The organism is Imperialibacter sp. (assembly GCF_040222815.1).
Taxonomy (GTDB): Bacteria; Bacteroidota; Bacteroidia; order Cytophagales; family Cyclobacteriaceae; genus Imperialibacter.
This window is the reverse complement of the sequence record NZ_JAVKCH010000036.1, coordinates 37,909-51,774: the sequence shown is the minus strand read 5'-3', so window position 1 is coordinate 51,774 and position 13,866 is coordinate 37,909. Positions and strand designations below refer to the sequence as shown.

The 13,866-nt window shown below is 46.5% G+C and carries 11 protein-coding genes; 3 read left to right on the top strand and 8 right to left on the bottom strand.

Translation table 11 applies throughout. The features are described from left to right. Nucleotides 1-109 precede the first annotated feature (109 nt). Nucleotides 110-1,096 (top strand): aldo/keto reductase, encoded by a 987-nt coding sequence (locus RIF36_RS17450; RefSeq protein WP_350123368.1) that lies wholly within the window; start codon nucleotides 110-112, stop codon nucleotides 1,094-1,096. A 163-nt stretch (nucleotides 1,097-1,259) separates the two neighbouring features. Continuing rightward, nucleotides 1,260-1,601 (top strand): hypothetical protein, encoded by a 342-nt coding sequence (locus RIF36_RS17445; RefSeq protein WP_350075498.1) that lies wholly within the window; start codon nucleotides 1,260-1,262, stop codon nucleotides 1,599-1,601. A gap of 12 nt (nucleotides 1,602-1,613) precedes the next feature. Here RIF36_RS17445 and RIF36_RS17440 read toward each other — a convergent pair whose 3' ends face one another. From RIF36_RS17440 to RIF36_RS17405, 8 genes are all read right to left on the bottom strand, one after another. Beyond that, nucleotides 1,614-2,252 (bottom strand): acyltransferase, encoded by a 639-nt coding sequence (locus RIF36_RS17440; protein ID WP_350123250.1) that lies wholly within the window; start codon nucleotides 2,250-2,252, stop codon nucleotides 1,614-1,616. Continuing rightward, on the bottom strand, nucleotides 2,212-3,465 hold the full coding sequence (locus RIF36_RS17435) for a glycosyltransferase (protein ID WP_350123253.1): 1,254 nt from the start codon (nucleotides 3,463-3,465) through the stop codon (nucleotides 2,212-2,214). Before RIF36_RS17435 ends, RIF36_RS17440 begins: the two co-directional genes overlap by 41 nt. Beyond that, a complete protein-coding gene (locus RIF36_RS17430; protein WP_350123256.1) occupies nucleotides 3,465-4,400 on the bottom strand; it encodes a hypothetical protein in 936 nt (311 codons plus the stop codon). Before RIF36_RS17430 ends, RIF36_RS17435 begins: the two co-directional genes overlap by 1 nt. Before the next feature lie 4 nt (nucleotides 4,401-4,404). After that, nucleotides 4,405-5,325 (bottom strand): glycosyltransferase family 2 protein, encoded by a 921-nt coding sequence (locus RIF36_RS17425; protein WP_350123259.1) that lies wholly within the window; start codon nucleotides 5,323-5,325, stop codon nucleotides 4,405-4,407. Beyond that, nucleotides 5,322-6,233, bottom strand: coding sequence for a glycosyltransferase family 2 protein (locus RIF36_RS17420; RefSeq protein WP_350123262.1), 912 nt, complete (start codon nucleotides 6,231-6,233; stop codon nucleotides 5,322-5,324). Before RIF36_RS17420 ends, RIF36_RS17425 begins: the two co-directional genes overlap by 4 nt. A gap of 2 nt (nucleotides 6,234-6,235) precedes the next feature. After that, the gene (locus tag RIF36_RS17415) at nucleotides 6,236-7,414 is read right to left on the bottom strand and encodes a glycosyltransferase family 2 protein (RefSeq protein WP_350123265.1); all 1,179 of its coding nucleotides are present in this window, start codon (nucleotides 7,412-7,414) and stop codon (nucleotides 6,236-6,238) included. 107 nt (nucleotides 7,415-7,521) lie between these two features. Beyond that, on the bottom strand, nucleotides 7,522-8,205 hold the full coding sequence (locus RIF36_RS17410) for a LytR/AlgR family response regulator transcription factor (protein WP_350075511.1): 684 nt from the start codon (nucleotides 8,203-8,205) through the stop codon (nucleotides 7,522-7,524). Continuing rightward, complete coding sequence (locus RIF36_RS17405; RefSeq protein ID WP_350123268.1) at nucleotides 8,202-11,063, bottom strand: PAS domain S-box protein; 2,862 nt, start codon at nucleotides 11,061-11,063, stop codon at nucleotides 8,202-8,204. Before RIF36_RS17405 ends, RIF36_RS17410 begins: the two co-directional genes overlap by 4 nt. 306 nt (nucleotides 11,064-11,369) lie before the next feature. Between RIF36_RS17405 and RIF36_RS17400 the strand changes: the two genes are divergently transcribed. Then, nucleotides 11,370-13,802 (top strand): ABC transporter permease, encoded by a 2,433-nt coding sequence (locus RIF36_RS17400; protein ID WP_350123271.1) that lies wholly within the window; start codon nucleotides 11,370-11,372, stop codon nucleotides 13,800-13,802. The last annotated feature ends 64 nt before the right edge of the window (nucleotides 13,803-13,866 follow it).

The following is a 13,866-nucleotide window of genomic DNA, read 5'->3' as shown; positions in this document are numbered from 1 at the left end:
TTGTTTGATTTTCGTAGCTCTTTATTTGTTTTTCATTACTCAAACAGCCTCCATAACCCTACCTTTGATTTGTTAAACGTAATAAACGTAAACAATCATGAGTATTACTTTGCCAACACGCACCCTCGGAAAAACCGGGCTGGAAGTATCTGCCCTTGGCCTTGGCTGCATGGGTATGAGTTTTGGCCTTGGTCCTGCCGGTGAGAAAAACGAAATGATAAAAGTGATACGATCTGCTGTAGAGCAGGGTGTCACTTTCTTTGATACTGCGGAGGTCTACGGGCCCTACACAAACGAAAGTCTCGTGGGGGAAGCCCTTCAGCCTTTTAGAAACCAGGTAACTATTGCCACCAAGTTTGGCTTCAATATCGTCGACAGAAAAATGGCTGGTGTCAATAGCCAGCCGGAAAATATAAGGAAGGCGGTTGAAGCATCGCTCAAGCGACTGCGGGTAGACTCAATAGATTTGCTTTACCAGCACAGGGTAGACCCCAATGTGCCCATTGAAGATGTAGCCGGCACCGTGAAGGATCTCATCCGGGAGGGAAAGGCCAAACACTTCGGCCTCTCAGAAGCAGGAGCCACCACGATCAGGAAAGCACATGCCGTGCAACCAGTTGCTGCCTTGCAAAGCGAGTACTCTTTGTGGACAAGACAACACGAAAAGGAAATCATTCCTGCCATTGAAGAATTAGGGATAGGACTGGTGGCATTCAGCCCCCTGGGAAAAGGTTTTTTGGCAGGCAAAATTGATGAAAACACGAAGTTTGGCGAAGGCGACATCCGCAATATGCTGCCAAGGTACGCCGAAGAAGCACGGATGGCTAACAAAGCACTGTTGGACATGATTGCAGCGTTTGCCGAAAGAAAAAATGCCACCAATGCCCAAATTGCTCTGGCCTGGGTGCTTGCACAAAAACCATGGATCGTGCCGATTCCAGGCACCACTAAACTCCACCGCTTGACTGAAAACATTGGCGCTGCCGCCATTAAGCTAACAGCTGATGAGTTGCAGGAAATGGAAGCAGCTTCGGCTCAGATTGAAATCGTGGGTAACCGGTACACTGAGGCGATGGAAAAGGCGACGGGGTTGTAAAACACGAGACTTTGCGAAAAAGCAACAATAAAGGCAAAAGTTGAATGAAAAATTTAGTTGGCCGGGATCACCAACGGACAACTGACGTATTGCCCCTTCAAACATGACGGATGTCCTGTTTTCTCAGCATCGCTTTTGCGATTTTTGATAAAATTGTCTGCGCATGAGCAACAGGACGCCCCTTACCATTATCAGAGCAATTCACACCTTCATTTGGGGGTTTTTCAATATTGTGATTTTCTACATGCTCTACGCAGTCATCACCAATAGAATTGACAAATGGCTATGGATCGGTTTTGCACTAGTGGCGTTGGAGGGAATCACCTTATTAACATTTAAGTGGGTTTGCCCACTGACCATTGCCGCCCGAAAGTACTCCTCCTCCACAGCCGACAATTTTGATATTTTCTTGCCAAATTGGCTGGCCAGGCACACCAAACTGATCTACACTTCCATAGTGTTTTTCATTGCAATTCTGACCTTGATTAGGTTGTTGCCACTTTGAAGGCTGGTCAAACTATTTGGTCGTAGCCAATGGCTTCACCCACTCCTTCTTCTCAAAATCCCATACCCTGACAACTTTGGCCGGGTTGCCAACGGCTACTGAGTAGGGAGGAATATCGGTCATTACCACCGAGTTAGCACCAATGCGACAGTATTTGCCAAGCACCAACGGTTCTCTGTTCTTTTTACCCATGATCACAGTGCCTGTGCCTACAAAGGCATCTTCTTCCAGGATCACTAGTGCTTTATGGGAAGGCTGGTGATGGTGCGGCTGGTCAGGATCAATGCCATGATGCATGCCGAGAATTCGCACGTACTGCGAAAGCCCCACATGCTTGTGTAGTGTTACCGGGCCAATGATCACACAGCCAAGGCCGGTGTGAACCTCGTCTCCAATGATTACATCGCCCATGCCGTTATTGATCAGCACCCCTTTTTCAATACGGGAGTACTTGCCCATGCTGAACTTATTGAAAGGCACCAGGTCGAGGCGGGATCCCCAACTGATGCCCCGTTTAAAGTAGCGGGGAAAGATCAGCCACAGCCAGATATACCACCGAACCCTGGCACTGTAGGGCTTGCGCTGGAAGATCAGCGTAAGAACCAAATGCTTAAGCTTCGGGCTGCTTTTGATCTTTTCTTTGAGCGACATTTCCTTTTGGTTGTTTTTCCAGAGCAGAGCGGATAAGTGCTCCAAACTGCTTTGCCCTGTGTGTCCATGTATTTTTTGATGCGACGAGTGCTCTCTGCTTTTGCTTTTCATCATCGTCAGAGGCGTAAGCTTTTAACACTTTATCAGCAAAGTCTTCGGGTGTCAAACCAATCTCAACCACTTCACCGAGACTGTCCAGCACTTCAGGATTAAAATTGGTACTTACTACTGGCTTACCTGCTGCCAGATACTCATAAAGCTTTAACGGATAAATCCCCTGGCTTACTTCATCACATTTGAATGGAATAATGGCCACGTCGAACCGAGCCATCACCGAGGGCGCCTCTTCATGATTGCAAGAACCTGTAAAGTGTATTCTGGGATGATCAAAAACTTGTTCTGGCACGTACGCCGCCTCTACCGGACCTGCCAGCACGAGATGCCAGTCGCTCAAAACCTCCAGCACATCATGCAACAAATCAAAATCTGTTCTTCGTTCTATGTTACCAAGGTAGCCCATCACCTTGCCCTCTATACCAGCAAGACTCTTGTGATACGCTCCTTTGATGGCCAATGCTTTGTTGAAAAGCTTATAATTGGCGGCATTAGGCACCAGAAAGCTGTTCTCAATTCCCTGGTCGGTAAATTTCTTTTGAAGGGCTGGCGCTGTCGAAATCACCATATCCGACTGTTCCACAGCTTTTTGTTCCAAGTAAGGGCCATGGCGCAGTGTAAATGGCTTCACCATCGGGTCAATGCAGTGATAGACACTCAGCGCAGGTTTTATGGCCAGTTTTCTTCCAAGGCCAGGAAAATAGAAGTCGAAGGAGTTGACATACACCAGTGACTCAATATCGTTTTTCTTTAAAAACCTATTGATTCTTCTGGCCAGCATTTGATGATTCAGCCCAGAGAAGAAATTGTACAACCCTCCTTTTGGAAGTGAGTTAACGGGCCAAACAAAGGGAGGAAGGAGCACCTTCACTCCCTCTTTTTCTATCACAGGTTTATTGAAGTAAGCCAAAATTCTTTTACGAATCTCTGGTTTCCCAGGCCCCTTAAACAACTCAGTAAATGTAAAAGGGTGATCGACCAGGATCACATTATTGTCCAATGCCAACTCTCTCGAAATCTGCCAGGTGGTCGACGTATACCGTTCGTCGTGCCTCGGAAGGGAAAGCACCAGTATATTAGTATTTGCAAGTCTGGTCATCAGGATGCCATTTGGTTAACCGGCTGTTTCGCCTCCAGGCCTTTCCGAAGCTCCACCGCTAAATCCGGGTGACGATCGTATTGATGCACCACGGCCAGTGGCTTTCCTGCCAGATTCTCTATTCTTCCATTAGATACTGAAAATTCTGTTAAATCCGAAAAGTGAAGAGTTGCGATTGAGCCTGATCCGTTGGCTTCCAGGTGCCTGGTGAGTCCACGCAGGCGGTAGTAGAACAAGCGGATATGAATGGCCTGGTCGGCACCAAGCATATCAATGATCTTCGGAAGGTTTGCGTAGGTCTCTTCCAGCATTTCTTCAATATACTGATTGATGGCCCGGCGTGAGCCATAGGTTACCCCAGCGCAAGCCACATTTTTATCGGCCATTTGTTCGAAAACAGCATCAGAGTATGTCCTCCTGATCCACTTCTCGTTCATCTCACTTTCGCTGTTGGCCACTGGCTCAATACCTGTAACTATCGCATCGCTCTGAAGGGTTGCAAATGGATCGTATTGAAAAATGATATCCCGCACATCGGCAATCATCACCTGCTCATGAGGAAGCTGCGACAAGAGCTGCTTGATCAGGAAAAATCTTTTGACCATGAACTGTGTCAGAGGAGACGTTAATGCTTCAATTCTAGCTCTTCTTAGTGGATCCCGTTCCCATTTAGCTGACAGGTACTGCGCATATTTTTGCTGCAGCGAGGGCACCTTGCTAAGTACCTTGGCTATAACCTTGCCTATAAAATTCTCCCTGAAGGGGATAAAATGAACACCTTGAATATGACTGCAGTCTGCCTCGAGCTGAGGGATATTTTTGCCTGCAAACATGTAAATATCCGTGTCAGGTATGAACTTTTTGCAACTCAGAACAAAGTGTTTAATATGTTCGAAGCCATACCCCACTCCAAAAGTGATTATTGCCTTTCTCATCATCTTACGATTTGGTGACGAAATCATCGGTAGTATGCTTTAATTTTTTAGGTCCGAAAGCATATTCAATTAGCTTTCCTGACTCTTTCTGAATTCTTTTTACAAACGCATTGAACAGCGTGCCATCCTTCAACAGCCTTCTTGAACTGGTCCACATCCTGGCTTTGCTGTTGCGCACCAGCTTCAGCTTGCCAATCTCCCCAAGCTTCCGGCCCATCCTGCCATCTTCTCCAAAAACAACGAAGTTGGCACTCGACTCATCGTTGTCAAACACCCGGGTCACAGGCATTTCAAAGCCTTTCACAGCCAGTCCCTGCTCTATGCGGAACCCAAAGTTGGCTCCACGCACATTCAAAAACTCTCTTCTAATGCGTCTGTATTCGAAAAGGATCTCTGCCAATAGTTCATAGAAACCGAGCTGAATGCGGCCAGCCTTGCCAAAGGGAAGGAAGCTGTAGTTGGCATACACACAGGTGATTTTCTCATTGTCCATGAGTGGTTTCGCCAGTGTTTCAACCCAATGCGGAGGGTACAACGAATCGCCGTCGCCACAAAGCTGGTACTTGCCTTTGGACGCTTTCAATCCCGCCAACCTGGCATGGGCAATACCCTGCTTAGTTTCGAGTAGTGACCTCACTCCCAGCCTATCCAATAATGCCTGGGTGCTATCAGTCGAGTTATTGTTAACGATGATCAATTCAGTAGGGTATTTCAGCTCCATGGCTGAAAAGGAAGAAAGTGTTCTTAGCAGGTTTTTCTCCTCATTCCAAACTGGAATTACGACCGAAACAACAGGTTGGTTTACATGGAACTTCGACAAACCAGCTTTGATTCTGTCAAGCTCAGAGGCCGAAGCCTGCTTCCAGTCGCCATCTTTGAAATTATGTTTTCTCACCCAGCCGGGCACTTTGAATCGTGAGCTCATGAGTATCTTAGATTATTAAACTTGTAACCAATTTTTTGGGAGTAAGTAGGCGACTGAAAATTCCAGCCAATGCCCGCTAAATGAGCCTTAATATTGCCCCACTGACTCTTCAAAGCATAAGAAACCAGGCTTTTTGGTGTGGCCACCAACAGATAGTATATCCAGAACAAAGTCAGATAAAAGGACCTTGAGTTTCGACGCATAAACAAAATCCTGTTTCTGCTCATGAAATAACTCTTCAGCTCACTGATTGGGCCCACGGTTTGTGATTCTTTGTGAAATAGTGTCGATTGCGTGTCTACTGCGACCCTAAATCCTTCTTTCTTGATCATCTCGGCCCAGTCGTGTTCCTCATAGTAGAGGAAATATGTCTCCGGCATCATGCCAACTGCTTCGACGACCCGCTTTGGAATCATCATTGCAGCTCCGTGTGGAAAACTTGTGTAGCTTAATCCCTCTTCATCAGCTGGAGCCGTTGCCGTCAGGCATTCATTGCGGCAGGTCACTTTATTGAACGGTGTGAAGCCTGCATACTGCATTACATCAGGCGTATCGAAATAGTAGAGCAATGGACACAGGACGCCAATAGCGGGGTGGCTCTCCAACAGAGAGACGAGCCTGGGCAAAATATCGGCTTTGAATTCAGTGTCGTTGTTGATAAAGAAGTAGTAGTCTCCTTTTGCTTTTCTGATGCCGAGGTTGTTGCCACCTGCAAAGCCGAGGTTGATGTCGCTTCTTACAAACGTGATCCACGGGTGCTGAGCCTTCAACAACGGGCCGGGGTTCTCCCGGGACCCATTGTCTACCACCACCATCTGAATATTTTTTATCCCCTGCTTCTCAATGCTCCGAAGCAGTTCCAGGGTGACTTTTGTATTGTTATAATTAACTGTGATGATCGATACCATGCTTATACTGCTAATTTTCTTTGTGCCTTTTCCCACACTGCCGATTGCTTACCATTTATTAGTCGCCAAAGGCCCCGGAAAACAGAAACATTCATGATGGTGAAATACAAGGGGATGTACAGAACCTTGAGTCTTGTTTTGCGCTTTTCAAGTATGTAACCCAGCGCCGCCATGATGTAAAATGCTATCTGGGCAACGAAGAGAACCGTGCCTGGCAAGTAGCCCTGAAGAGCCAGCATAAAGCTGGTGACAAGAAGAAGCGGCAACATCAGCGGTGCGAGCGTCCAGCGGAGTGCCCGGTGCGACACATATTGAAAGGTCAATACAGGGTTTGGGAACGGATTAAGTAACCCGCTCATGCGCACTACTGCCTGAAGTCCTCCGGCGGCAATTCTCACCTTCCGCTTTATTTCTTCTGTAATAGAAAGGGAAGCCGTTTCAAGGGCATATGACTGTGCCTCATATACTACCCGATGCCCTTTAGCGGCTATTCCCATTGTGAGCACAAAATCTTCGATCAGGGTGTCGGCCGGCACGGGCTCATAAAGGGATGTTCTCACGGCAAAAAGCTCGCCGGCTGCGCCCACCACTGAGTGCAGCTCAGAGTCCCATTGCTTAAGCTTTGATTCATATTTCCAGTAGATACCTTCACCGGCGGCTGAAGCATCGTCGGCATTGGTTTGCTCAATCCTTTTCTCTCCAGCCACGGCACCCACGGATGGGTCAGCAAAATGGCGAACCATGTTGGTGATCGCCTCTTTGTTCAGCAGCGTATTGGCGTCAGTGAAAATGGTAATTGGTGACGTAATGCTTTTCATTACCCTTTCGACAGCAGCCAGCTTTCCTTTGCGTTCGGGTCTGTGCTCCAGGGTAATGGCTGGGTATTTCGTAATAATCTCGTTGGTCTTATCTGTACTGCCGTCAGTGACAAACAGAAACTTGATCCTATCTGACGGGTAGCTAAGGCTCAGGGAATTCCTTATTTTGTCTTCTACACAGTCCTGTTCGTTGTAGGCGGCCACCAGCATCGTAACTTCAGGCCATTCTGTCGTCTCGACCGGCTTTCTAGGCGCAAAAAATCTCTTACCCTGCACCAGGACAAACAGCACAATGCCATAGCCCAGGTAGCTGTAGAAAAGAATACTTAGCGCAACAATACTGATTACAATGAGGATTTCCATTTCTGATCTTTTCCACCAAATTAGCGGGTGACCAGTGGTTGGGGCCTAAGTATTCGATAGTTGGGGACGAACTGTCGATTTTTGGATTGAATCGGTGGAAGAGGGAATCAGAGAGTTTTGATATGGTTCATCAAAACAGGCTTATGTGCCCTGCTGATCGGTATTACTTTGTCTTTAATCACGAGGTTAGTTTCTTCAATATCCACAATCTTGGAGAGGTTCACTATATAAGACCTGTGCACTTTCAAAAACTTACTGTTGTCAATTTTAGCATCAATGTTTTTTAAAGTGGAATGAACAATGAATTTTTCTTTTTTCTCGGTGTGAAAAACGACATAGTCACCAATAGATTCGATGTACAAAATATCATCCAGGCTAAGTCTTACATGCCTCCCATCTACTTTTACATAAAGTTCGTTGATCTCTTTAGATGTCTTTTTACCATGCACCTCTCTTGCCTTATCGATTGCCTTTAAAAGCCTGCTCAAAACAATGGGCTTGTGAAGGTAATCGGTCACCTTATATTCAAATGCTTCCAGAGCGTATTCTTTGAGGGTGGTGGTGAAAATCACCTGCGGAATGTCAGGCTTCATTCGAACCAGCTCCATGCCGTTCAGTTCGGGCATTTCAATGTCAAGCAGAATCAAATCGACTTCTTCCTTATTCAAAAAATTGAGTGCCTCCAAGCCATTAACACACATCCCCACCACGGTAAGGTCTTCAATCTTATCGCACATGAGCTCCAGCGACTTTCTCGCCATTTCATCATCGTCAACTATCAGACACCTCATTGTATTAAGTGATTTTTGATCCTGGCCAACTCGTTTTGTACAATTTGCAACTTAGGATCAATATCCCCAATAAATTTTGCGAACTTCTGTTTGAGTAAATCAGTCATTCCTGATGCTTTTCCCTCGGTTTCTATTTCAACAAGAAGCTCTGAGACTCCGGTCAGCCCAACCATGGCAAAGTTGGGAGATATTTTGTGCACTTTTCGAATAAATTCCGCTTCATTTCCTTCTTTTTCCAGCTGTTTCAAAAGCTCAATTTCGCTGGCAATACCATCAACAAAAATCTGAAAAATGATGGAAGCCCTCTCTACATCGTCCTCATACATCATGTAAAGATGCTCTCTATCCAAAGAGGCTGAAAATTCAAAATCGGCCATTTTTTTCTCTTTCTCCTGCATTTTCTGATCCTTTAGGGCCTTGAGCAATTGCTCAGGAGTAAACGGTTTAGTCAAATGGTAGTTCATACCTACTTCGAGGGCTCGGTTGCGCTCATCTACCAAAGCTGAAGCAGTCAACGCAATAATCGGAACTGTGCAATTTGGATTATTTTCCATGCTCCTAATCCGTATGGTTGTTTCATAACCATCCATTTTAGGCATCCGAATATCCATTAAAATATAATTATAAACATAATTTTCAACGAATTCGAGTGCTTCAACCCCATTATTAGCTATATCACAGGGAATTTCCCATTTAAAAAACAACCCCGAAAGGTATTGCTGATTCATTTCATTGTCTTCCACTATCAGCACCCTGCTAAGGTCGGGAGGAGAACTACTATCATGGTTTGGTTCCTCGGCTAGCCCGGCTTTGCCCACCCTTAACTCAAGAATCACCCGAAAAGTGGTTCCCTGGCCTTCTTCGCTTTCGAGCTGTATGGTGCCACCCATCATTTCCACCAGGTGCTTCACTATTGAAAGGCCAAGGCCAGTGCCACCATACTTAAGCTTGGTTTCCTTGTCGGCCTGTTTAAATGACTCAAAAACCATCGCTTGCTTGTCGGCCGATATGCCTATGCCAGTGTCCCACACCGAAAACTCCACTTTGGCCAAGTATTCCTTCTTTTCCAACACCTTAGCGGCAATAACGATGAAGCCTTTTTCAGTGAACTTGGCAGCATTACCCACCAGGTTGATGAAAATCTGATTCAGGGCGGTAGGGTCGGCCAAAAGAGTTTCGGGAACATCAGGCGATATGTCGGTGAAGAAATTGATATCGCCCTTACCCGCCTTCAGCTCAAATGTCTTCATGACCGATTCTGCCACCTCCCGGATGTTAACAGGCTCCTCGGCCAACTCATACAGCCCCGCTTCTATTTTAGACAGGTCAAGGATACCGGAAATCAACCCGAGCAGTATTTCGGTCGAAAATTTGATTGTTTTGAGGTAGTCGCTTTGCTGCTGATCCAGCATCGTATCTCCCAACAGGTTCGACATCCCAACGATCGCATTGATTGGGTTACGGATTTCGTGGCTCATATTGGCCAAAAACTGCTTTTCTGCCAGCATGGCCTTTTCTGCTTTGTTGCGAGCAATCCGAAGCTCTTCCTCAAGTCTCTTCCTATCAGTGATGTCGTAATGAATGCCCAGTGATCCCTGAATAACGCCCTTTTCGTCGTAAAACGGGGCTCCGCTGATCAGCACCCATATTCTCTCTCCACTTTTATTCAGTATTTCTATCTCGTAAATATTAGCCTTACCCTCAAGCCTTTCTGCATCTTGCTTTTCGATAGTGGCCAAAGACTCAGGAGGAACAAGCAGGTCATTGGCTTTCTTGCCGACGAGCTCCGCCGAAGTGTAGCCAGTCATTTCACAGAATCTGTGGTACGCTTTTACTATTCGCCCAACTCTGTCTACTTCAAGCAAGCCCAGCTCCATGTTTTCAATGAGGCCTCTGTACTTTTCTTCGCTGAGCTTTAATCGCTTCTCCTGGTTTTTCTCTTCTGTAATATCCAAATAGTGCCACAAGTGGCCCAGGTAGGTTTCGTCCTCAAAAATAGGGATGTAGTCCCGGAGTAGCACAGTGCCGTCACTCATCAGCAGCTCTTCCCGGCTCACTGGCTGTTGCTTACTCAGCAGTTGTTCTATGCGTTTGGTAAAAGCAGCGGGATTGGCAAACAAATGTTTAGTCTGTTCTGCAGAATTATTGCAGTCGGCACCAATCAGATCATTGGGCACTGCAGAAATATTGAAAATGGAGCAAAATTTCTCATTCACCAGCACAATTTTGCGGTGCTCATCTTCCACCAAAATGCCTGCATTGAGGCTGCCAATTAACGAGGTAAGCCTTAAACTTGCCTTCAGCAATTCCTGCTCCGAGTCTATTCGCTTCGTGACATCCCTTCCAACGGCACTTACCTTGAGAAGCTTGCCAGAAGGATTGTAGAAATACTGTACATTTTGTTCTATCCAAATCCATTGGCCATTAATGCCGACAACTGGCACCACACTGAAACTGCGTTTCTCCTTCTCAATTCTTTGCTGCTGGTAGAAAAACAATACTTGTTTTTTGTATTTTTCGGGCACAAAGTCGACAAACTTCCGACCGATAATTTCCGATTTATCCTTAAAACCTAAACTACTGACAGCCACCGGGTTCACCAGGGTGATGATACCTTTTCCTGTTGTTTCGTATATAAAGTCGCTGGCTGAATCAATAATTTGCCGATACCTCAGCTCACTTTCCTCTGCCTGTTTGGTTCTCTCCTCTATCTTCACCTCCAGGCTCTCGTTCAGCGCTATCAGCTCTTTGTTGGCACTATCAAGTTCCGTAGTTCTCGACACAAGCACAGCCTCAGCCTGCTTCCGCAAAGCTACTTCTCTCTCCAATTGCTTTCTTAAATCTTCCAATTCACTCATTCCAGCTGACAGAGGTTTGTGATGATCCATGGATTAATCCAAAAAATACAACTTCTTCAGCTTTTTTGATAATAAGAAAGGAATATCATTCACTGCTATGTAATTTTTGAAAGCAATCCCGCTTGCTATTCATTCACCAAACGTAAAAACAAGTAGAGCTGGAGGCTGGGGCTTGCTCGATGCGGCATTGCTACCCTGGGCCCGGCTACACAAAGCCGACTTCATATCAATTAAAAAAATTACCACTCCAACGCAACCTGAAGGCAGTTTGGCGCATCTAACCAGCGAGGTCAAAACTAACTTACTATGCTTAAAAACTTTTTCAATGTAACCTTCAGAAGCATTCTGAAGCACAAATTCTACTCCTTCATCAACATTCTAGGGCTATCCATCGGCATCACATGTTTTTTGATGATCACGCTCTACGTGCAGGATGAGCTGAGCTACGACAAACACCTACCCGCTATAGAAAGGCTCCATCGACTCGACTTTACGGGCACTGTGGGAGGTAATGCCTTCGTCACTTCGCTGTCGAGTGTACCCGCAGCCCCGGCCATACTTAACGACTATCCGGAGGTGGAAGCCGCCGTGAGGGTGAGAGAAAGAGGCAATGAACTGATCAAGCCCGAGGGGCAGATCCAGATTTTCAATGAGCAGCGTCTCTTGCTGGCAGACTCCAATATTTTCAATTTCTTTCAAATTCCGCTGCTGGAAGGGGATGCATCCACTGCACTGGCTGGCCCTAAAAAAATAGCTCTTAATGCGACTACAGCAAAGAAGTATTTCGGTGCCGAGCCAGCAGTAGGCAAAACTGTTGAACTACAGGGGTGGGATAAGTTTGAAGTAACTGCTGTGTTTGAGGACATGCCCCATAATCAGCACTTCCACGCCGATGTGCTGCTTTCCATTATGAGCACCAGCGAGGCCCGTCAAACAGCGTGGATTGGCGGCTTCAACTTTGTTACCTACCTTAAGCTGAAGCAAGGTGCCTCAGCCGAGGCACTCGAGGCCAAATTTCCAGACATGGTCGCCAAATACATGGGCCCGGAAGTCCGGAAACACATGGGCCAGAGCATGGAAGAGTTTCTCGAAGCAGGGGGACGATTGGGCTATACCTTATATCCTGCAAAGGATATTCACCTCACCTCCAACAAGCTCGGTGAGCTCGAAGCGAATAGCGACATTACGTACGTGTACCTGTTTTCGGTCATTGCTTTCTTCATTCTGGTTATCGCCTGCATCAATTTCATGAACCTGTCAACGGCTCGCTCCGCAAACCGGGCCAAGGAAGTTGGTGTCCGAAAAGTGTTGGGTGCCCAGCGGCCACTCATCATTCGCCAGTTTCTGGCGGAAGCGCTTATTCTCAGCTTCCTTTCGTTTATGCTGGCCTACGGTTTATGCTTTCTTCTCCTGCCCTCATTCAATACATTGGCCGAAAAGCAATTGGCAATAAGCGCCTTGCTTACACCAGGGTTTATTATCACCATTTTAGGGTTGATCATTGCCGTAGGCTTGTTGGCAGGCAGCTACCCGGCCTTCTACCTTTCTGGCTTCAAGCCTGTAGAGGTGCTTAAAGGCAAGCTCAACCTCGGCATGAAGAGTGGGGCCATTCGTAGTTTTCTTGTTGTCTTCCAGTTCACGCTCTCCATTATCATGATAGTGGGCACCATGGTTATTTACGATCAATTGAATTTCATACGCAGCAAAAAGCTGGGCTACCAGAAAGACCACCTGATCATTATCAACGACCCATGGCTTTTGAAAGACAACCTCAATGCCTTCAAAAAGGAAGTTTTGCAAAATTCGTCTATAGTCAGTGGCACAGTCAGCAGCTTTCTGCCTGTGAATGGAAACACCAACAATAACCTCTACTTTAAAGGAAAAAACCCTCAAAACGACTCTCACATAGTGAACGACTGGCGGGTCGACCAGGACTATGTACCCACGTTTGGCATTGAAATAAAGGCGGGAAGGAACTTCTCACGGGAGTTTCCAAGTGACTCTTCTGCTATAGTAGTTAACGAGGCTTTTGTAAGTCAGTTTGGGTTTGAAAATCCTATTGGAGAATTCATTTCCACTCAGGGTGATGACGAAGATGGCACCAGCGTTGTTTCCTACAAAATCATTGGAGTTATGGGGGATTTCCACTATGCCTCCCTAAGGGAAAGCATTTATCCCTTGATGATGAAACTTGAGAGCAGCAGGGGATATATTACCTTCAAAGTGGCTGGTGACAATATTGACCAAACGATCACCACCCTGAAGAGCACCTGGGAGCAGTTTGGCCCCGGGCAGCCTTTTAGCTACAATTTCATCGACCGGCAGTTTGAGGAAGTGCACAAGTCGGAAATGCGGATAGGCTCCATCTTTATGGTGTTTGCCTCGCTGGCCGTATTTATTGCCTGCCTTGGGTTATTTGGGCTGGCAGCTTTTACAGCCGAGCAGCGCAACAAAGAAATTGGGGTACGCAAGGTGCTTGGTGCCAGTGTTTCCAGTATCATGAGCCTGCTCTCCAGGGAATTTGTGAAGCTGATAGGCATTTCCTTCATCATAGCTGCGCCTACTGCCTACTTTGCTGTCGGCAAATGGCTCGACAACTTTGCCTACCGCACCGAACTCAGCCTGGTTACGATATTCATCGCCGGTTTGCTATCGTTAGCGGTGGCCTGGCTTACCATGAGCTTTCAAACATGGAGAGCAGCACGTGCCAACCCGGTAAACTCCCTCAGAAGCGAATGACATAAAGAAAAAGAGGCCAGCCCAATAAACTTGAGCTGGCCTCGTCCTTTCAAAAAGAATTTCT